Origin of the sequence: Blautia sp. MSJ-36 (genome assembly GCF_018917985.1) — a bacterium.
Classification (GTDB): domain Bacteria; phylum Bacillota; class Clostridia; order Lachnospirales; family Lachnospiraceae; genus Blautia_A.
Genome location: NZ_JAHLPQ010000001.1, coordinates 86,555 through 108,594, shown reverse-complemented (window position 1 = coordinate 108,594; position 22,040 = coordinate 86,555). Strand labels below are relative to the sequence as shown.

At 45.1% G+C, this 22,040-nt stretch carries 15 protein-coding genes and 1 pseudogene; all 16 read right to left on the bottom strand.

The window, feature by feature from the left end:
* Positions 1-26: 26 nt before the first annotated feature.
* Positions 27-2,342, bottom strand: coding sequence for a transglutaminase-like domain-containing protein (locus tag KQI39_RS00495; protein WP_216415730.1), 2,316 nt, complete (start codon positions 2,340-2,342; stop codon positions 27-29).
* A 14-nt stretch (positions 2,343-2,356) separates the two neighbouring features.
* Positions 2,357-3,529, bottom strand: a complete 1,173-nt coding sequence (locus KQI39_RS00490; RefSeq protein WP_216415728.1) for a DUF58 domain-containing protein — start codon at positions 3,527-3,529, stop codon at positions 2,357-2,359.
* Between the two features lies 1 nt (position 3,530).
* Positions 3,531-4,478, bottom strand: coding sequence for an AAA family ATPase (locus tag KQI39_RS00485; protein ID WP_216415720.1), 948 nt, complete (start codon positions 4,476-4,478; stop codon positions 3,531-3,533).
* Positions 4,475-5,773: pseudogene (locus tag KQI39_RS00480) on the bottom strand (leucine-rich repeat domain-containing protein); the annotation flags it as partial. The gene KQI39_RS00485 and the pseudogene KQI39_RS00480, both read right to left, overlap by 4 nt.
* Before the next feature lie 12 nt (positions 5,774-5,785).
* Positions 5,786-8,671 (bottom strand): leucine-rich repeat domain-containing protein, encoded by a 2,886-nt coding sequence (locus tag KQI39_RS00475; RefSeq protein WP_216415717.1) that lies wholly within the window; start codon positions 8,669-8,671, stop codon positions 5,786-5,788.
* The gene (locus KQI39_RS00470; RefSeq protein WP_216415715.1) at positions 8,668-9,756 is read right to left on the bottom strand and encodes a hypothetical protein; all 1,089 of its coding nucleotides are present in this window, start codon (positions 9,754-9,756) and stop codon (positions 8,668-8,670) included. Before KQI39_RS00470 ends, KQI39_RS00475 begins: the two co-directional genes overlap by 4 nt.
* Positions 9,757-11,481 carry an ATP-binding protein gene (locus tag KQI39_RS00465; RefSeq protein WP_216415714.1) on the bottom strand — a complete coding sequence of 575 codons (1,725 nt, stop codon included), beginning with the start codon at positions 11,479-11,481 and terminating at the stop codon, positions 9,757-9,759.
* Positions 11,482-11,644: 163 nt separating this feature from the next.
* Entirely contained in the window at positions 11,645-12,247 is a 603-nt protein-coding gene (gene thrH, locus KQI39_RS00460; RefSeq protein WP_148446440.1) for a bifunctional phosphoserine phosphatase/homoserine phosphotransferase ThrH, read from the bottom strand.
* Between the two features lie 226 nt (positions 12,248-12,473).
* Positions 12,474-13,865 carry an alanine/glycine:cation symporter family protein gene (locus tag KQI39_RS00455; protein WP_216415712.1) on the bottom strand — a complete coding sequence of 464 codons (1,392 nt, stop codon included), beginning with the start codon at positions 13,863-13,865 and terminating at the stop codon, positions 12,474-12,476.
* Positions 13,866-14,113: 248 nt separating this feature from the next.
* On the bottom strand, positions 14,114-15,508 hold the full coding sequence (mgtE, locus tag KQI39_RS00450) for a magnesium transporter (RefSeq protein ID WP_216415710.1): 1,395 nt from the start codon (positions 15,506-15,508) through the stop codon (positions 14,114-14,116).
* A gap of 615 nt (positions 15,509-16,123) precedes the next feature.
* Positions 16,124-16,687 (bottom strand): Fe-S-containing hydro-lyase, encoded by a 564-nt coding sequence (locus KQI39_RS00445; RefSeq protein ID WP_173737229.1) that lies wholly within the window; start codon positions 16,685-16,687, stop codon positions 16,124-16,126.
* Position 16,688: 1 nt separating this feature from the next.
* Positions 16,689-17,531 (bottom strand): fumarate hydratase, encoded by an 843-nt coding sequence (locus KQI39_RS00440; RefSeq protein WP_216415709.1) that lies wholly within the window; start codon positions 17,529-17,531, stop codon positions 16,689-16,691.
* 51 nt (positions 17,532-17,582) lie between these two features.
* Positions 17,583-19,193 (bottom strand): FAD-dependent oxidoreductase, encoded by a 1,611-nt coding sequence (locus tag KQI39_RS00435; RefSeq protein WP_216415707.1) that lies wholly within the window; start codon positions 19,191-19,193, stop codon positions 17,583-17,585.
* A gap of 13 nt (positions 19,194-19,206) precedes the next feature.
* Positions 19,207-19,884 carry a 2Fe-2S iron-sulfur cluster-binding protein gene (locus KQI39_RS00430; protein ID WP_216415705.1) on the bottom strand — a complete coding sequence of 226 codons (678 nt, stop codon included), beginning with the start codon at positions 19,882-19,884 and terminating at the stop codon, positions 19,207-19,209.
* Positions 19,885-20,153: 269 nt separating this feature from the next.
* The gene (locus tag KQI39_RS00425; RefSeq protein WP_216415703.1) at positions 20,154-21,008 is read right to left on the bottom strand and encodes an FAD/NAD(P)-binding protein; all 855 of its coding nucleotides are present in this window, start codon (positions 21,006-21,008) and stop codon (positions 20,154-20,156) included.
* Entirely contained in the window at positions 21,001-22,038 is a 1,038-nt protein-coding gene (locus tag KQI39_RS00420) for a 4Fe-4S dicluster domain-containing protein (RefSeq protein ID WP_216415701.1), read from the bottom strand. The genes KQI39_RS00425 and KQI39_RS00420 overlap by 8 nt, the downstream gene beginning before the upstream one ends.
* Between the last annotated feature and the right edge of the window lie 2 nt (positions 22,039-22,040).

The window sequence follows — 22,040 nt, the reverse complement described above, 5'->3', positions numbered from 1 at the left end:
TTCCCCTGCTTTATACTTTATCAGATCTACCGTGCATAAATATATCGCAGTTTAAGTTTTCCTGGAAAATGTTGCTTCTGGTACAGACATTTCTCGAATTTCTCTGTAATTCCTTTCAGCACCCGCAGTTCATGTGCCTGCAGCTTAATTCCACCAAAACGATATTTCTGGATAAGTTCACATGCACGGAAATATTCTTCCGGGCGGATTCCCGGAAAACCTTCTTTTATTTCATCATAAAGAGCCGTAGGGTCTGAAAAATCTCCCTTCACTCTGCCAATCAGAAATATTTTTTCCATTTCCGCCACATACCATTCTACCAGAAATCCTTCGGCAGCGCTTTGTTTTTTCTGATTTTTTCTGATTTTCTTTCGAAGTGCCCGCTGAAGTTCCAGAATAAGATACAAAACAAACATTGCATACAAAATAAAAACCAGAATTCCCAGAACTGTTTTCCAGTCATATTTCCGTACCGTCTTCTGCTCTTCTATTCCGGTTCCACCCTCCGTTCCCTCGTCTGCAGTATCTGCTCCGGAGTCATCCCGGACCTCATTTACACGATAGGAAGGTTTTCCTTCTACCAGCTGATCGGTGTAAGTTTCTGTATACATACCCGGTATCACCTCCACCGGCATCCAGCCGAGACCGGAAATATAGACTTCTGCCCAGGCGTGTGCATTTTTCGTTGTAAGCGTAAGCTCCTTTTCCCCGGCATCAGCAGCATCCCCGGCATCCATATCTGACAGATGATAACCTTCTGTATATCTTGCAGGATATCCCACCGCACGATATGCCATAACTGCAACCGAAGCAAAAGCAACCGCATTTCCCTCTTTTTCTCCATCCAGAAGCCAGCTCACCACATCTTCATCCGGCAGTTCTTCCGGTGTTTCCGTATAACGGATATGATTTCGCAGTCCCTGTCGGATCTGTGTTGTCAGTTCATCAAAATCCATTTCTTCTGGTGTTTTATCGCCCTGGAAAAATTCCTCCATAATCCTGGATTTGAGATCATCCTGGATTTCCGTATAGGAATCTACTACAAAAGAATGGTAAACCGATTCCGCATTCACATACTCTGTCTGGCTGTCTCCGGACGGATTTCCCAGCCAGTTTCCAGGAACCATGCCATCCGCAGTCGCCTGGCCTTCCGGTACCTGAAACTGATATCGGTTTGCTCCGAAAAAGCTTTTGGACTCTACATTCCAGTCTTTATGGTCCACACCATTCTCCCAGGCATCTGCTACTGCCGGAAGATATACATACTTTCGATAAGCACCTGTATTTTCTACCGTTACACGCATATAATCGGAATTCTTTCCGGAAACTTCCGCATTGATCTTGTCGTAGGCAGCAAACTGACTCAAAGGAGAAAAGCTGTTATTTTTCAGCCACTGAAGCATTCCTTCATAATCTCCCTCGTATGCAGAATATGGAAGCTCACTCCATTTTGTTCCCTCGTAAGAACCTCCCACAAAGCCCCTTAGATACAGCTGCTGAGGCTGATTCATGGTGATTTTCAGGGTTTCATCTTCCCCGTCAAGAAGTCCTGCCGCTTTTCTTAAATCACCCTTTGGAAGCGTATCTTCTCCATAACGGATTTTTTCAATATCCTCCACCATTTTCTCTTTCCACTGTTCCAGTTCCGCTGATTTCTTATATCCTCCAGCTGCCAGGCTGATTCCACCTACCAGTATGGCAATGACTGTAAGCGAAAAGATTCCCCTCATTCCAAAGGTACGGTTCTTTGTGCTGTATACAACAAAAATCCCGAAAAATCCGGCCAGTGACAGAATTACAGCCAGCCACATATCGGATTGTCCAAGAATCAGCCCCGCAGCAGCAGCCGGAATCATGAGTATCAGAATTCCATAAATATTATTTTTCTTTATCTGCGAAAGCATAAACGAAACAATAACTTCGGAAAAAAGCCCCCACAAAATAACAGATCCCACTCCTGCACTGCTTCCTACCGCAAACAGGGTTGCTTCTGTTTGGAATCTTGCATTACACATTCCAAGAAAACAGTCAGCCATGTAAAGAAATCCCTGTGTTGTCATTGTAATCGTTACAACAAAAATGACAATTCCCGATATATACAGGACCATTTTCATTCGTCCTTCTGCTTCCTCTGATTTCCCGGTTATCCAGTGCAAGATCATCACGATTATCCCGACAGAAAACGCAGCAGCCAGACACCACACAGAATAACTGAAATCTTTCAGAAAAAGCAGCATTCCCGAAAACAGGAAAAAGGTCAGAAGTGTTTCTGACAGCATTATATTTTTATTTTTTTCTTCTTTCTCATTAAGAACAAAAATTTCTTTTTTCTTTATGCTCATATTCTCTTCCCCGGTTATATCACAATATTGTGTGCTTTTTTCTGATAAGTATCTGCATCTACAGGAATTACCGAATAGCCGTGTGTTGCCATATATTCTTTACCGCTTCCCTGTGTTATCTGAATAATCGTCAGATCCAGTTCCCTGGAAAGCTGCCGTGCGGAGCTTTCCTCATAATCCGGCGTAATATAGATCAGTTTGGTATATTTCTGACGGATATCTTCCTGCAGAAAACGGTACATGGAATCTTCTCCATTTTCTTTTGGAACCGGCCTGCACAAAATATTCAATACCATCTGATCACAGGTTGCCAGAGAATATACCGGAAAATTCTGCATTTCTCCTCCGGAAGCGCAGCCCACATTATGTTCCAGATTCCGTTCTACCATACTGCGGCTCAAAGCATACGTAAAAGCAAGAACCGCATCATTGCGCTGATTGGAAATTTCATCTTCACCAGAACTGCTCTTAAGGTCATACAGAATAAGAATATTGTAATTTGACGGATAACCAAATTCCCTCACTACCAGATTATCCAGTTTGGAGGACAGTTTCCAGTGAATACTTCCAAGAGAATCTCCCTCTGCATAGTCTCTGAGGCCGGATACTTCGCTGACATCCTGCCCTTTACGGTTCTGGTCATAAAGTTCTCCGGATATAATGGTTTCCGGTCTTCTTAGAAACTGGGTATTCAGCTGCAGTTCAGCCGGATATACCAGAACTTCCTGCTGCGCGCTGCCCGGCTTTGTCCAACAGAAGAGCCCCAGAAGATCAAAGCATTTCACATAAAGAACGGTAAGTCTGACGCTGCCACAATTTTCCATTTCGATCAGATACTGAAACCTGGATTCTTCCTGTTCAGAAGCACATAATATTATGGTCTTTGTTTTTGTCTCCCCATACATGGTATTTTCCATCTCTAGTTCCAGCTGAATTCGGCCAAGAGGCCCTTTATTTTTTTTCCTGATGCAGATTTCCAGCGGAATTTTCTGCCCTACATGACAGGATGGCTTTATCGAGTATTTCAGCTCAAATCCTCTTAATCCGGCCAGCTCTATTCCCAAAGAAACCACCGGTACAATTACCAGGCACAGAAAAGCAGCCAGAGCTTCACTTCGATTGGAAATAATATAAATTAGCAGGGCAGCCAGAACTGCTGCCCCGTACCAGATTCGATATCTACGCATATTACCTCTGTTTTCCTCCCAGTGCAGGGCCTGGAACATCTTTCATAACCTGGCTCAGTACATCATGTGCTGTGACACCTTCAATCTTTGCCTGTGGTTTCATAACCAGACGGTGGGCGCAGACATCTTCAAAAACTTCCCTCACATCATCCGGCACTACATAGTCTCTCTCTTTAAGCACAGCACGGGCACGGGCAAACTGCGCCAGCGCCGCCGCACCTCGTGGGCTGACACCCAGCTCTACCATGGAATGTTCTCTGGTTGCGGAACAGAGATCGGAAATATAATACAGAATTTCATCTACAATCCGGATAGAATACAGATATCCCTGAATCTCCTTTACATCATCCAGGTTCATTCTCGCATTTACAAGCTCCAGGTCTCCGCTTCCTTTTCTGCTTTTCAGGATCTGTACCTGGCTGTCCCTTTCCGGATAACCGATACTTAAACGCACCATAAAACGGTCCAGCTGGGATTCCGGCAGTGCCTGTGTTCCGGCAGTTCCATAGTGATTCTGTGTGGCAATACAGATAAACGGTTTCGGAAGTACATGTGTCACACCGTCAACGGTAACGCTTCCCTCCTCCATAACCTCCAGAAGAGCTGCCTGGGTCTTCGGAGAAGTACGGTTGATCTCATCACCCAGAAGCAGATGACAGTCCGCCGCTCCCGGTTTGTATTCAAGTTCTCCTGTATTTTTGTTGTATACACTGAATCCTGTAATATCCGAAGGCATGGTATCCGGTGTAAACTGAATACGCTTGTAGGAAAGGCCCAGTGCCCTGGAAAAAGCAAGAGCAAGTGTTGTTTTTCCAACACCAGGTGCATCTTCCAGCAGGACATGTCCTCCCGCATAAATGGCCATCAGGACTTTTTCCACAATTTCGTCCTTACTGATAAATACTTTTTTTATTTCTCTCATTACCTGCTCTGACTGTTCTATAATCATGATTCCTTCTCCCTGGCTCCTTCTTCCTGTTTTGCGTTTTCTGCGTTCTGTGCGACATCTACATTTTCTGCAGTCTGCTGTGAATCCTCCGTTGCTGAATCCTCATCTTCCGGCTGCTGAGGAGTTTCCGACTCTTCTGGTGTTTCCGGTTCTTCCGGTTCCGGAGTCGTTTCTGTTTCTTCTCGTTCTGAAGTATTTTCTTCCGGTATTGTGGAAGGCCGCGGAGTTTCCGTAACTTCTTCAATCACACCTGGGCCATCGGTTTCTCTCTGAATTTCCGAAATCTCTGAAATTTCCCCGATGCCTGTATTATCTTCTGCTTTTCCATCCTCGGAAATTGTTTCCGCCTGTCGTTCTTTTGCACCGTCGGAAAATGAATCCAGAATCCGGTAAGCTTCCTCTTTTCCCAGAAGCTGCGTCAGACATTCCAGGTATGCCTTATAAATATAATCCTCCTGCTCCTGGCTGTCCGGTACTCGGATCAGGAAATCTTCTGCCAGATCCACGGTGGAAAAAGCACCAAATGCAGGCAGTGTTACTGGCTGAAGCCAGAGCGTATGGAACGACGTACATCCTGCAAATGCGGAAGCTCCAATCCGGTTCAGTGTGCCTGACATCATAACATTTTCGGTTTCTTCTTTATTCAGCATGGTATCCGCCATTGTAGCACAACCATAAAAAGCTCTGTCCCCGATCTCTTCCAGGTTGGCATATCTTCCAAGATTCCAGCTTGTAGATGAGGTAAGGGATGCACATCCCTCATAAGCACTTTCCCCGATTCGTTTCAGGCCATTGAACGCAGCGGCAGTTCCGCCCGTACGGATCAGCTTGGAACAGTTCTTAAAGCAGTCCTTCGGATATTCCTCCAGTCCGCAGTAAAAACTTACATACAGAATATTATTACAGTCCATAAAACAGCCTTCTCCCACATAGGTAACATTTGCCGGAACTGCCGGTTGTTTCAGTGTATCGCAGTTAGCAAACGCATAATCACCAATATAAGTGAGACCTGTCAGTTTCGAGGTCAGAAGGGCTGTCAGTTTCTCACAGTCACGGAAAGCACTGTTTCCAATCACTCTCATAGCAGTTCTTGCCGCCTCTGTGTACGCGATACTTGCAAGATTGGTACATCCCGCAAAACATTCGTCACCATAAACCTCTATCGCCGCACGTATTTCTATCGGCGAACTTGCGGCAAGTGATGTACAGTTCTTAAATGCCCGGACACCAATGCCCTGAATCTCTGCACCGGTGTTTCCAAGACTTAATTTTTCAAGTCCCGTACAGTCCATAAATGTTTCTTCACCCTACTCGGTAATATTTCCAAGCAGTTTCACGGTCTGCAGTCCGGTACATCCCTTAAAACAGCGGTTCCCCAGTACAACATTAGTTCCGTCCGCAGTGGCAAAACCAGTCAGCTTATCACAGCCTGCAAATGCATCGTCCGCAACACGTACGGTATCTTCCGGAAGAACATACTCTCCGCTTAATTCTTCCGATGCTTTTACCAGAACACGGCCTTCCTCTGTATTTTCAAAAAGAATACCTCTGATATACTCCTGTTTTTCATTGATCTCACCAAGAAGTGTCTCTGTTGTTCCCTCCCCGTAAACCGGATCAAGAACCGGCTGATATGCATCCTGATACTGGGAAAGCATTTCTTTTTTCACCCAGATATGGAGAAACTGCGGCAACTCATCTTTCTCACCAAAGACCCTGTCACCAAGTTCTACAACTGCATCTCCACCAAGCTGCACAATAGAAAGAGCATCACAGCCTTCAAAACAGTAATCCGGGATCTGTTGCAGATTTTCAGGAAGTTTGATATTTGTCAGATTTTTACAGCCTTCAAATGTTCTTGCTCCCATCACTTCCAGTCCGCTCTGCGCGCTGAGATCCAGTCTTTCAAGACTGGTACAGTTGCCAAAGGCACGGACACCAATTCCTTTTATAGAGCTGCTTTTTGCCAGAGAATCCTGGAATACAACTTCACTTAATGTGCGGCATCCATAGAAGCAGTACCTGCTGATTCCGTTGATAGTTCCGCCAATGACCACCCGCTTCAGTATGGTACAGTTTTCAAAACAGCTTTCTCCCATGCTGCTCAGTGTCTCCGAAAGAACCACCTCTGTAAGGTTGGTACAGCCGTAGAAAGCACTGTCTCCAAGTACTTCCACAGATGTGAAAATATCGGTCTCCATCAGGCTTCCACAGCCATAAAAGGCTTCATCTCCAATCTCCACAACACCTGGTGCAGTAATTTCCTCCATAATAGTACAGTTATAAAAAGCACCTTTTCCAATCTTCTTTACAGAATCTTCAAAAATAAATTTCTGGATATTGACACAGTTACGAAATGCATTGTCTCCGATTTCTGTCAGATTCGTACATCCTGTAAAGTTGACATACATAGATGACTCGCAGTTTTCAAAACAGGAATCTCCGATCTTCTGAATTGCAAGGTCATCCTGCAGAACAAATCCGTTTGGAAGTTTACAGTTTTTCATTGCATTTTTATAGAAAGCGGTTGTCTTTTTCCATATTTTTATATTTTCCGTATAATCCGTAGGCACATTGAGAAGCGTCCATCCATCAGCAGTATTTCCATACAGGATTCCGTTTTCCCAGCCAAAATCTGTAAATTCCTTTCCTTTTGTCAGAATTTCCACATCTGCCGCCGCACCATAGGTCTCCTCTGCAAAAAGTGTCCTGCTCTCAGAGGCAACCATTTCCAGGCTTTTACAGTCAGAAAGGAAATTCTTTCCTGCTGTTTTTACAGTTTCCGGCACCAGAAGAATCTCAAGATCCTCACATCCGGAAAATGCTCCTTCGCGGATCTCTGTGGTTCCCTCTTTAATCCGAAAGGCAGTTTTGTCGGACTGGTAAACACGAAGCAGCTGGTATGTTGTTTTTCCACCTGTGGTAATCTGCCGGTATTTCGCTCCGTCTTCATAGAGATAGCCATTTTCTTCTTCTGTCTGAAGTAAATTCTCTGCAGTTCCCTCTCCATATACCGGCTCCAGAATACTGCTCCATAATTTCAGCATCTTTTCATAATACTCAGTCGGAACAAAAATATTCAGATCCAGATTCACCTTATCCGTCTCCGGAGTTCCGAAAATATGGCCGGAAATCACCAGATCCGGGTTCTTAACCGTAACGTAATCTACCTGGCCTGAAAGAACCAGACTGTTATCTTCCAGTTTTTTTACATTTTCTCCAATGATAAGGTCTGTAAGAGAACTGCATCCCACAAAGGCTCCCTCTCCGATTGTCTTCACAGTTTCCGGAACTGTATATACGCCACGGGTATTCTGTGGCACAGCAGCGAGAATTCCATCGCTGCCTTTTTCAAACAGAACCTGTTCGTTGCTGCTGAATTCATAGAGATCCTTCTGTCCGTCCTCGGTTGCAAATACGAGGTTACTGCATTCATCTCCGAATCGGAACATATAATTTTTGCAGATGGTATTATAACTGGAAGACGGCACCTGGATTGTCCCTTTAAATCCGGTTTTTCCTTTAAGAACCGGAGGTTTCTCACTTTTAAAGGTTACAACTGCATCCTCTGACAATCCACTGAGACAGTTCTCACCCAGCGTTGTAACCGTTGACGGAATCTCCACATTTTTTCTGCCTGCCGGAACCGACAGCAAAGTCTTTCCGTCTCTGCTGTACAGAATTCCATCAGAAATGCTGAAATCCGCATGCAGTTCATCGCCCTCTGCCACTTTATATTCCTGAAGATTCGGAAGATTATTTTCAACAGAAAGAATATTGATATCCTGTACTCCCTGAGAGATCTCAAACGTTGTCACAGACTGGTTCATCTCATTTAACTCAACCCTAGTAACTCCCATTGGAACTGTCAACGCAGCATCCGTTCCCGTATATTTCTCCAGAACCTGATCTGCCTGATATTCTTCCGTTCCTTCATTTTCCGTTACACGGCGGATTTTATATCCTTCTGGAACTTCACTGACATAATCAACAACGCCTCTGGTAAGATACTCCCAGTTGCCCATGGGATAATAAAGATATGCCCGTTCCGTATCCATCAGCGTATTGGAAGTTGTCCAGCAAAATCCCTGAAGCATTGTTGTAAGGTACCCGTCACTGCTCTCAAGAAAAACCGTGTTCGAATAGTTTGCGCTGAGATTTCTGGCATCTTCACTCTGAAACGCTTCTTTCAAACTTGCTTATTTTTCACGATCTCTCCCGGAAAACTCATGGAATAGATTTTGTCATCCTCGGAATATTTTACCATATAGTTAAGAGCAACATTACATTTCAGAACTGTGTAATAGGCTCTCGCTGACATTCCCCTGTAAGTAAATACCGCAATCTGTCTTCCTGCTTTTACGGTGGAAAGAGTTACCGAATATCCGCCTGAACCACCATAGGAAAGGATTTTCTCTTTTGTTGTTCCGTCCTTCTGCCTGAATGTGGCAGTAACGGTTCCGTCTTCTGCCTGATAGGTTTCTCCAAATGTATAGTATTCTCTGGATATCTCCGCATTCAGGGCAATCAGCTCTCCGTCTTCCGTTGTCACGGAGTCTCTGTCATCGGTCCAAGGATTCGGAGTCGGAGTTGGCGTCGGGGTTTCGGGTACAGATGTTGGCACCGGTGTCGGCTGTGCAGGTGTTATCACTGCCGGAGTCGGACTTGGAGTTGGGTTGGATGGACTGCCCGTTGGAGTCGGTGCAGATGTTGGCACCGGATCATCGTTGGATGGAGATGGCGTTATGGTAGTTCCACCCTGATTGCCATTGCTGCCACCATTTCCGTTCTGTCCATTTCCATTACCGGTTCCTGAACCTGATCCGCTGTTTCCTCCGGATCCGTTTCCATTATTCTGGAGTATGGTATCCCCGTTTCCGGTATTGTCCGTCTGTGAAAGTTCAATACCGTTTCCCGCATTTTCCTGTGCATCTGCATTGTCACTTTCTTCCGGAACCGTCCCATTATCCGCAATTCCAAAACTGGAGGGATCGTTCAGTTTTCCATTGTCCTGTTTCTGCAGCTGAAGTACCTGCAGATTATCCCCTTTGTTTTTTTCTTTTTTTTGTGTGTTGTCACCAGATATATCTGTCTTTTCTCCATCACCGGATACGTAATCATATTCTTCAGATTTATAATTATTTTCAAATTTTTCAAATTTTCCGGGATTAAATACAGATTCCAGTTTTGATCCGTTTACCAGCGCTGCTGCTGCAACTCCGATCACGGTGGCTCCGGTCACTGCTGTCAGTGTTTTCTTTTTTGTTATCTTTTTCATTTAATGGCTCCTTACTGCCCAGAGCTGTTCCCCGATGATTCTGCGAACTTCATCGTAGTCCACCGGCTTGCTGATATGGCCATTCATACCTGATTCCTGTGACTTTCTCCGATCCTCCACAAAAGCGTTGGCTGACATGGCCAGAATCGGAATATCGATATCTTCTCTGTTCATTCTGCGGATTACTTTTGTTGCTTCCCATCCATCCAGTTTCGGCATCTGAATATCCATAAGGATTACATCGAAAGAATATGACTGGCTTTCCTTAAACATCTGTACAACTTCTTCACCATCACAGGCTCTTGTAAGAATGGCTCCTTCCATGGCAAGAATCTCCATGGCAATTTCTGCATTGATATCGTTATCTTCCGCAAGAAGAATACGGATTCCTTTTAATGTAAATGCTTCTATTGCACGGAGCATTGCCGGATCTTCTTCTGTCACATTCTGTATTGGTGTTTCCTTCTCATCCTGTGTTTCAGATACAGGAAGGGATAAATATACACTGAACTCCGTTCCTTTTCCTTCTTCACTTTCCACAAGGATCTGTCCATTCATCAGGCGTACCATACTGTCCGCAATGGCCATTCCCAAACCACTTCCTCCATAGTTATGTGCTGTGGAAGCATCTTCCTGCTCAAATGGCCGGAAAATCTTGCTGAGGAAATCTTCCTTAATTCCTTTTCCCGTATCACTGACACGGATCATAAAATGAAGATCGTTTCCAATCCGGTCCATCTGACGGAACAGTACCTGTACCGTTCCTCCCGGTGGTGTGAATTTGTTGGCATTGGAAATAAAATTAATGATAACCTGGCTGAGACGCATCTCATCACCAATTACATATTTTACATCAAAATCCTGCATCTCTATTTTCCAGTGAATTCCCTTGGCCTCAGCCGTACTGCGGAACATGGAATCCAGCTTCTCAGCCAGCTGTTCCAGTGAAAACGGGACCTCTTCCAGCTGAACTTTTCCACTTTCAATTCGGGACATATCCAGAATATCATTGATCAGTGTCAGAAGAAAATGCGACAGGTTCTCTGTCTTTTTAAGATATTCTTCTGCAGCTGCCGGCTGGTTTAAGTGTGCCTTCAGAAGACTTAACATGCCAAGGATTCCATTCATCGGTGTACGGATCTCATGTGACATCTGGGAGAGGAAATCTGTCTTGGACTGGCTTTCTTTCTGTGCAGCCAGAAGTTTCTGTTCCATTTCCCGGCGATGTTCATATTCCTCCGTAATATCAGAAAGAATCAGAAGATATCCCGACTCCTCCTTACAGTAAATAATCGTTATTTTTCCACGGTGCAGTTCTTTCTCACCATTTCTGTGATAATTCACCTCACTGGAAAATTCCTCTTCTTTATCCCATGTTTCCAGATTCCTGCCAATTATTCTAGCTTCTCTTCTTACAATCAGACCAGTCATAAGTTCTGTATCTGTTTTCAGATCTTCCGGCCTTATTCCTGTTATCAGTTCCAGATTTGGCGTTACATACAATACCTTTCTACCCTTTTCACTTACAAAGACATATGCAGTTTTCTGATTACTGCCAAAAGAACTGTAAAATTTCTCCCCGCCTTTCAGCTCTTCTCTTGCTCTTTTTGCCGCCCGTTTTTCTTTTCTGTAAAGATTCCAGAAAACTGCTGCAAGGATCATAACCCCCAGCAGCACAATCATATAGATCAGATTGTTCTCCGTGTATTCCAGTACTCTTCTCATACAGCTTTTGCTCCGCCCCTTTTTCGCTTTTTATTGATTTTTCAAAAATGAACCTATTTTATACAATTACACACTTCTCTGATATAAAAAGCAAAAAAAACAGGCACAAAATCGACATTATTTTGCCTGTTGTCGATTCTTTGCCTGTTTTTGATTATAACTGTTATTTCATTGCTTCTTTGATCGCTGCAAGGAGCTCATCGTACTCTTCATAAGCCGGGATTTCCGGATGGTCTGCCTGGATCTGCTCGGTACTGCGGAAAAGGAAGCCTGCCTTGCTTGCCTGGATCATTCCGAGGTCGTTGTAGGAATCTCCGCTTGCGATGGTCTCAAATCCCATGGACTGCAGTGCCTTTACAGTAGTCAGTTTGGATTTCTCACAGCGCATCTTAAATCCTGTGATCTCTCCGTTCTCTGCCACTTCCAGAGTGTTACAGAAAAGTGTGGGACGGCCAAGTTTCTCCATCAGGGGAGTTGCAAACTGTGTAAAAGTATCACTGATCAGGATCACCTGGGAAAAAGATCTCAGCTCATCCAGGAATTCCTTTGCTCCCGGGAGAGGATCGATCTTTGCGATGGTCTCCTGGATCTCTTTCAGACCAAGGCCATGCTCTTTCAGGATGCCAAGTCGCCAGTTCATCAGTTTATCGTAATCCGGCTCATCACGGGTTGTTCTCTTAAGCTCCGGGATTCCGCTTGCCTCTGCAAATGCGATCCAGATCTCCGGTACCAGTACACCTTCTACGTCCAGACATGTAATATACATTTTCATATCCTCCTCTTCATCCAGCTGATCGCTGGTATTTCACAGAGCCTGATCTATGTCTTATCCACATTACATATACACAACGTATATATGCATAGCCATCAGAACTCTTTATTCTTTTATCGCTTTACTTTGATATATTACCATATAGTTTCCGGGTCTGTAAACAGTTTTCTGGCGGACCATGACATTTTTCTGTCACAGTCCGCCGGACTTTTTATCTGTTTTATTTTTTCTTTTTCTCTGCTTCGTAAATCTTCAGTTCTTTCAGTGCTTTTTCCCCAAGAGGATATAACATGAAAATATTAAAGATCGTCATCAGACCAATTCCCACATCTCCCAGATCCCACACAAATGTATAGGCTGCGATTCCACCGATAAACAGCATCACAAGGGCCAGTACTTTATATCCTGTCTGGGATGCCCAGTTGTCACCGAAAAGATAGGCCACATTGCCTCTTGCATAAAACAGGATTCCCAGGAATGTGGAAAAGCTGAACATAAAAAGCGTTGCCGCAATAAAGATCACTCCAAACTGTCCCAGGTGATAATGCATGGCTGTCTGAAGAAGTTCCATTCCGGCAAGTCCCTGGACCAGATCTTCCGGGACCAGAAGCATAATCATAGCTGTACAGCTGCAGATCACGATCGTATCCACAAATACACCCAGGGCCTGGACAAATCCGGCTTTTACCGGACTGTCACATTCTGCTGCCGCTGCTGCACAGGGAGCGGAGCCGCTTCCCGCCTCATTGGAAAAAAGGCCTCTTTTTACTCCGTTCATCAGCACGACGCCAAATCCGCCGGCAACAGCCTGACGAAATCCGAAAGCTTCTTCAAAGATCCGTTTAAATACTCCCGGCATACTTCCAAGATTTGTAAATATAATAAACAGCGTAATCACAAAATAAAGCACTGCCATTACCGGCACCAGAAGATCCAGAACTTTAACCGTTGCATTCTTCCGAAGCACGATCACAGCTGCGATCACTACCAGCACGATGGTAGTATACAGCGGCGGAATATCAAAAGCATTTTTGAAAGACGCCGTGACGGAATTGCTGATAACCTGACTGATCCCACACCAGCAGATCAGGCCGGAAATGGCAAACAGAATGGAAAGCAGAACCTTTTTTCGTTTTCTGCCCTGTTTTTCTTCCCAGTAACGGTGGATATAGTAGGCAGGACCGCCCCTGTAGCCACCATAAAGAGGATCCTTTTCTTTATAGAGCTGTGCCAGGGTTGCTTCGATAAAAGCAGTGGAGGAACCGATCAGCGCCGTGATCCACATCCAGAATACCGCTCCTGCACCTCCTGCCGAGATCGCAGCTACCACACCGACCAGGTTTCCCATTCCCACACGGGTAGCTGTAGATACGATCAGCGTCTGAAATGCTGAAAGATTATTTTTGTCACTTTTCTTTTCTGACAGGGCTCGTACCATATCCGGAAAAAGACGGATCGGCAGAAGCTTTGTCCGGATGGTAAAATAAATACCGGTCGGAATCAGAAGCAGGATCAGAAGCGAGATCCCCAGCGTACTTCCTCCCGGAAGCGGGATCGTTATCAGATCTCCCCACAGAAATGTATAGACCTTTTCAATCATTGTTACTATCATGTTACTGTTTCCTTTCCCCAATCACCCCATGTGATCGTTTTGTTCTCTTTTTCTGCCCGTTGTTTGTATTTATTTCTGCAACGTTTTAAACGGGCAAAGCGTATCTCTCATTATAGTAGCTTTCTGTTTGTATGTAAAGAAAAATCCCGAATCTTTCGATCCGGAATTTTTTTGTATCGGTAATTTTTCTGTTATCCGACAGATTTCTGATATCTGTCTGTTTTTATGAACATAGCTGCATTTTCCTCTCAGCCAGCCAGGTGGAACATCTCGATCAGGAAGATCCAGCTCATTCCATAGTATGTTATCACGGCTACAAGATCGTTCACCGTAGTGATCAGCGGACCTGAGGCTACTGCCGGATCCACACTAACCTTTTTGAAAAACAGCGGTATGCAGGTTCCCACTGCACTGGATACCAGCATGGCCACCAGCAGGGATAATCCGATACAGCCGGATACCGCATAGGCAAATACGAGTGTTTTTCCTTTAAATAAGAAAATATACAATCCGATCAGTACAAAAGACAGAATTCCGAGCAGACCACCGTTGCAAAGACCGATCCGCATTTCCTTCAGCACAAGCTCTGCTTTCTGTCTGCCCGTCAGTGTCTCATCCATCAGTACACGGATGGTTACAGCCAGGGACTGGGTTCCAACATTTCCTGCCATATCCAGGATCAGAGACTGGAAGCACATGATGATTGGCAGACAGGTAACTACTTTTTCAAATATTCCCACAACAGAAGATACCACCATACCAAGGCCCAGAAGAACGATCAGCCAGGGCATTCTTTTTTTCATGCTCTCAAAAAGAGGTTCTTTCAGATCTTCCTCTGCAGTCAGACCAGCCAACTTTGCATAATCCTCTCCCATCTCATCGTCTACCAGATCGATGATCCCTGCGGATGTGATCACTCCAAGGAAACGATTGTCATCGTCCAATACAGGAATAGAATCTTCAGAATAATCCTTCAGCCGTTCCATACAGTCGTCGATCTGCTCAGTACCATACACATATGGATAGGAAGTTACGATCAGCTCTTCCATAGGATGGTCCTGTCTTGCTGTGATCAGGTCCTTCAGATCTAGAGCTCCATAAAACTCCCCTCTGTCCGTCACTGCAAAGATCGTAGAAATATTATCATTATCTGCCGCCTGGGAAACCAGCTCACTCATGGCCTGCTTTACGGTCAGGTTTTCACGGATCACAATGCAATTCGTTGTCATTCTGCTTCCGATCTCATCCTCATCAAAGGAGCGGATCATTTCAATATCTTTCCGCACCTGTTCATCCAGAAGCTGGATCAGAAGCTTGCGTTTTTCTTTATCGATCTGCTTTAAAACATCTGCCAGGGCATCGGTTTCCATTTTGGAAAGAATGGCTGCCGCTTTTTTTACATCCATCTCTTCCAGATATTGTACAGTTTCTTCTTCCTCCAGATATTCAAAAACATCTGCCAGCATACTGCTTTCCAGGATACGGTATAGTCTGCTGCGCTCCGCAGTGCTTAATTCTCTTAATACTTCCGCCAGATCGTTTTCGTGGAAATCCTGCAGCCTTTCACTTAAAACTGCCGGAGAAACACTGCTTCGGATCAGGCTCAGAATATCTTTTGAAAAATCCTGATTTCTCTTTGTCATTTTCTCATCCTCCTCACATAGTTTCGCACAAAATCCGCACACCAAAAACAGACATGTTAAAGCATGTCTATGTGCTGTTTGATCTTCGATTGTGTTTCCTTGGGATTTGAATGTAAAACGGAAAGAAATAATATACGTCCGTTTTACTGTATGAATTCTCAGAATGAGAAGAATGAAAAAATGTATATTATGACACTATTAAAACAGAATGGAACAATCCCGTCCCTCTCTGCGCCTTCCATCTTCCATTCCGAGAGCTACAACTTCGCCCATGAGAATCACAACTGTCCATTCTGTTCACCTGCCTTTTTTCTTAAAATATTTTTTTCAACCCGGCCATTATAACGTCCCCGGCCGGGTATGTCAACCGTATTTATGGTTAAATTTATCGTAAATCTGGGTAAAATTCCCCGCTCTGCAAAGTATCTCTTGTTTTTAGCTCAGCCATTTCCAATTTTGAAATCAAATTACACTTTTACATCCGAAGCAGTTTCGGTTAAATTAAAAAGCCCAACAATAAATGCTTCTGCACGGATCTTCAGCATTTACTGTCGGACTTTTATCCTTTTATTCCTTTTTGAAATATATCACAACATCATATTGTAGAGCAAAAGATTATTCTGCGTGATCTTTCAGGTACTCTGCACGTCCCTCTTCATAGAGGTTATTTCCCTCGCTGTCAATAATGACTACAAGCGGCATGTCTTCCACATAAAGCTTGCGGAGTGCTTCTGCGCCCAGGTCTTCGTAAGCGATAAGCTCTGCTTTTTTGATGCATTTTGCAAGAAGTGCACCCGCTCCGCCGATGGCTCCGAAATATACGCCGTCATATTTTTTCATGGCTTCTACGACTTCCGGAAGGCGGGCACCTTTTCCGATCATTCCTCTGGCGCCTACGGACATCATGGTCGGTGCATAGGCATCCATACGGCCGCTGGTTGTAGGGCCTGCGGAGCCGATGACTTCACCTGGCTTTGCAGGAGTCGGACCTACATAGTAAATGGTAGCGTCTGTAGGGTCAAAAGGAATCTTTTCTCCTTTTGCAAGGGCCTCGCACATTCTCTTGTGACCTGCGTCACGGGATGTATAAATGGTTCCTGTCAGTAAAACCTGGTCGCCTGCATGGAGAGTTCTTGCCAGCTCTCTTGTCAGAGGCAGTGTGATCTTTCTTCTTTCCATATTAAAGCACCTCCGTTTTATGACGTGTTACATGGCAGTTGATGTTAACTGCACATGGCATACCTGCGATATGAGTAGGCATAGTCTCAATGTTCAGACCGATAGCTGTGGTCTTTCCGCCAAAGCCCTGAGGTCCGATACCAAGCTTGTTGATCTTCTCCAGCATCTCTTTCTCAAGATCTGCATAGTAAGGATCCGGGTTCTCTGTATTCAGAGGACGCATCAGCGCTTTCTTTGCAAGAAGAGCACATTTGTCAAAAGTTCCTCCGATACCAACGCCAACTACCATGGGCGGACATGGGTTCGGGCCTGCTGTCTCCACAACCTCAAGAATGAAATCCTTGATTCCCTGAAGACCTGCGGATGGTTTGAACATACGGATCTGGCTCATGTTCTCGCTTCCGAAGCCTTTTGGTCCTACAGTAACTTTCACCTGATCTCCGGGAACGATCTCTGTGTAGATCATTGCCGGTGTATTGTCGCCTGTATTTCCACGGCGGACAGGATCTTTGACAACGGATTTTCTGAGGTAACCTTTGTCGTATCCGCGGCGTACACCTTCATTGACAGCCTCATTCAGATCTCCGCCTGTGAAATGGACATCCTGACCGATTTCCAGGAATACACATGCCATTCCTGTATCCTGACAGATTGGAACATTCTCACTGTCCGCAATATCAAAATTCTCAATGATGTTGTCAAGAATGCCCTTTGCGATCTCGCCGTCCTCGCAGGCACGACAAGTTTTGATGGCATCCTTCACATCTTCCGGAAGATGCTCATTGGCTTCGATACAGAGTTTTTCGATGACATCTGTAAGTCTGCTTACTTCGATTTCTCTCATAATAGACCCCTTTCGCTTATCTCATATGTTTTTTACTATAATAGCACATTTTCAGCGCTCGTGACGAGCATATTTTGGCAAAAGCATAGGAGATACTTCTCCTGTGTCGATTCCTGCGTTTTTCAGTTCCTCTTCATATTTTTTGATATGATCCAGATTCATGGTTCCAAGCTCTACCTCTTTGCATTTGGCAGCCGCTTTTTTACCTGCATTTCGTCCGAATACGATCACGTCAAGAAGAGAATTTCCCATCAGTCGGTTTCTTCCGTGGATTCCGCCTGCTGCCTCTCCTGCAACCAGAAGGTTCGGGATTTCTTTTGTAAAGCCGTCTCCGTTGATCTCAAGTCCGCCGTTCTGGTAATGAAGGGTCGGGTAGATCACGATCGGTACTTTTCTCATATCAATACCGTAGTTCATGTACATACGGAACATGGCCGGGATTCTCTTTTCGATGGTTCCCTCACCGCCAAGGATCTCGATCATCGGGGTATCCAGCCATACGCCTTTTCGTCCGCCCGGAACTTCCACACCACGACCTTCCTCACACTCGCGGATAACACCGGAAGCATTTACGTCACGGGTTTCCAGCGGATGAATATAAGCTTCTCCGTTTGCATTTACAAGCTGTGCACCAACGGAACGAACCTTCTCTGTTACCAGGGCACCAAGGATCTGTGACGGATAGATGGCTCCTGTCGGATGATACTGGATGGAATCCTGATAAAGAAGGGAAGCTCCTGCTCTGTATCCAAGTACAAGTCCATCTGCGGTTGCGCCGTAGTGGTTGGATGTTGGGAATCCCTGGTAATGCATTCTTCCTGCACCACCGGTTGCAATGACAACTGTTTTTGCTCTTGCAACAGAATAATCTCCGGTTTCCATGTTGAGAAGAACTGCACCTGCAACCTGGCCTTTTTCATCTTTCAGAAGTTCTACAGCGGAAGTAAATTCCACTACCGGGATCTTAAGATTTAAGACTTCATCACGGATAGTACGCATGATCTCTGATCCGGAATAATCTTTTGCCGCATGCATTCTCTTTCTGGAAGTACCACCGCCATGTGTGGTAACCATTGTTCCGTCTTCTGCCTTATCAAACTCAACTCCAAGGTCGTTGAGCCATTTGATCGCATCCGGTGCTTCCATTACCAGTCTTTTTACCAGCTCCGGTTTTGCAGCAAAATGTCCGCCGCCAAAGCAGTCCAGATAATGCTGTACCGGAGAATCGTTTTCTTTATCTGCTGCCTGGATTCCGCCTTCTGCCATCATGGTGTTGGCATCGCCGATGCGGAGTTTTGTAACGATCATGACATTGGCACCTGCATTATGTGCCTCGATGGCGCAGGAAGATCCTGCACCGCCACCACCGATCACAAGTACATCTACATCGTAATCGATTTTTGTAAGATCGATTTTTTCGTTGAGCAGGCGGCTTTCTGAATGGAGCATTTTTGTCAGTTCCAGCGGTGCTTTCTGTCCTTTGTTCGGGCCTACTTTGATCTCTGCAAATGCGTCCGGGTTATAATCCGGATGGAATTTTTTAAGAAGAGCATCTTTTTCATCTGCACTCAGACGTCTTGGCTCTGTTGCCATACGCTCTGCTCTTGTAGCCTCTACCTTTTTGATGGATTCCATCATATTTTCTGGATATGGTGCATACATGTTTTTCGCCCTCCTACTTTTCAATTTCTCTGTTGTTGTAAAGTTCCTGCATCTCTGTGATGGGTTTCTGCATGATCTGTTCGATCATGTCATCAAATTTACCTTCGTGGATCTCTTCCACACGTTTCTCCAGATGCTCACTTTTTGGTGCGATGTATTTACCTGTGAGACGTCTTGCCAGAAGGCCTACCATCGGATGGGAAATTCCTGCCGGACATCTTACGGAACAGCAGCCGCAGCTTACGCAGTCAAAAGATTCTTCTGCACATTTTTCGAGTTCGCCTCTCTGTGCGTATGCGATATACTGCATGACATTTAAGTCCTGAGTACATGCTTTTGTACAGGCGTTGCATCCGATACAGCTGTAGATCTCCGGATAGAGTTCCATCATTACCTGCTGGTTTGGCTTGAGGTCTTCTATATTATAAAGTCTCTTGTCTGTAGGGAAGAACGGGATACTTGCCACATACATTCCCTCCTGCACCTGTGTCTGACAGGCGAGACAGGTTTTCAGCTCATTCTGTCCCTTGATCCTGTAGATGGTCGCGCAGGCACCGCAGAATCCGTGTCTGCAGCCGCATCCTCTTTTTAATGTATAACCGGCATATTCCATAGCTGTCATAATGGTCAGATCACCGGGAACGCTGTATTTTTTACCGAAAAAATATACGTTTACCTTATTATTTTCCATGTTGGTGTCCTTTCTTTTATTCAAATCGTACGCCATGTGGAACAGCCATCTCACACGTGCCCGTCGCAACGCTCTGCTGAACTAAGTACTAACTGCGACTAAGGAGTTCAGGAGAGCCTTCACTCCTAAGTCTTCGTAAGTACTGGATTTCAGCGCCGCTAAAACCGCTCCTAAAATGGGCAGCTTAGCGAGATGGCTGTTCCACATGGCTGTGTGCTGGCTATAACCAGCGCATATATTTGAAAGTTTCTTAAGGTGCAATCTATAACTTAGTACTCATTAGGTAATTCATCAATCTCATCACATCGGAATACCGGGCCGTCTTTGCAGACGTATTTGTCTCCGATGTTGCAGCGGCCGCATTTTCCCACACCGCATTTCATACGAAGCTCCAGTGTGGTGTATACCTGATCTCTGGAGAAGCCCAGCTCTTCCAGTCCTGCCAGAACGAATTTGATCATGATCGGCGGGCCGCAGACCAGAGCGGTCTTATTGGTATCAAAACCAATCTCCTTCAGATAATTCGGAACAAATCCCACATGACCGTCCCAGCCTTCCTGCTCGCGGTCAATGGTAAGATATACATTTACACCTTCTGTTTTCATCCATACTTCCTGGATTTCCTTAAGCTGCACCAGATCATCTGCGGAACGGGAACCATAGAGAATATCTACTGTTCCGTAATCCTCACGGTTATCCAGCACATAATTGATCACGGAACGAAGAGGTGCCAGACCGATTCCACCTGCGATGAACAGGAGATTTTTTCCCTTTAACTTATCTTCCACCGGAAAATGATTTCCGTATGGTCCGCGGACTGCGATCTCATCTCCAACCTGAAGGCTGTGGAGATGATCAGTAAGAGATCCGCATTTTTTGATGCTGAATTCCTGATAATCCTTTACAGTCGGAGAAGAAGTAATGGAAAACATACCTTCACTGACGCCTGGTGCACAGACCATGGCACACTGTCCTGGCATATGCTCGAAAAGCTTTCCACCCTCCGGAGCTTCCACACGGAAGGTTTTTACATCCGGTGTCTCCTGACGGATATCTGTGATCACGCCAACCTTGGGGATCAGCGTATCCAGTGTATAATTCTTATGACAGGTACATTCACTCATTCTTTTCACCTCCCTGTTTTTCAAAGGCCTTGATGACTTTTACGATATTTAAAGATTCCGGACATTTCTCCACACAGCGGCCACAGCCAACACAGGAGAACATACCGTCATTATTTAACGGATAATAAACAAGCTTATGCATAAATCTCTGACGGAATCTCTGCATCTGGCTGGTACGGTTGTTTCCGTGAGCCATCATGGTAAAATCAGAGTACATGCAGGAATCCCAGCAGCGGTAACGGTGAACACCGTGCCCTGTGTCGTAATCCTTAATGTCATAGCACTGACAGGTCGGACATACGAAGGTACAGGTTCCGCAGGCAAGACAAGGCTTGTACAGTTTCTCCCATACAGGAGAATTGAAACGGTCCATGTATTCTTCCTGCGCCCATCCTTCCAGTGAAAGATGTGTATACGGGAGAAGTTCGATGATATCACGGATGGCCTTCTTTTCCTCTTCCACTTTTGCCTCATCGCCTTCGGCAAAAAGCTCCTTCACGGACTCTGTCAGGGTATTTCCCTTTTCTGTCAGAGGCTTCCAGTAGATCTCTCCTTCGATGATCCATGCTGCAACATCTGCAGTCGGATCTGCAGCATCAATACCAAATACTTTACAGAAGCAGCTTTCCTCCGGTTCATGACAGGCAAGCGCTACGATAGTTCCGTGTTCTCTTCTTGCCTGGTAAAAAGTATCCACCGGATCCCCAAGGAACACATTGTCGAGAACTTTCACGCCCTGCACATCACAGGCTCTCATTCCGAATACGACAAAATTCTGGTCTTTCAGTGCCTGAGGCTCAATGCTGATATTTTTCCCATCTTTTTTACAGGTATAGAGATTTTCACTCTGCGGAAAGAAAGCATCCTTCGGTGATTTCACGGTTTTCAGTGTTTCAAGAGAAACTTCAGCATCCTCGCTCCATGCCTTGAAGTTCACCTGCTCACTTACCTTTACCGGTAAATATAATTCCTGGTCTGCGGCAATTTTCCGGAATAATGCCGGCAGATTTTCTACTGCGATCTTATACATAC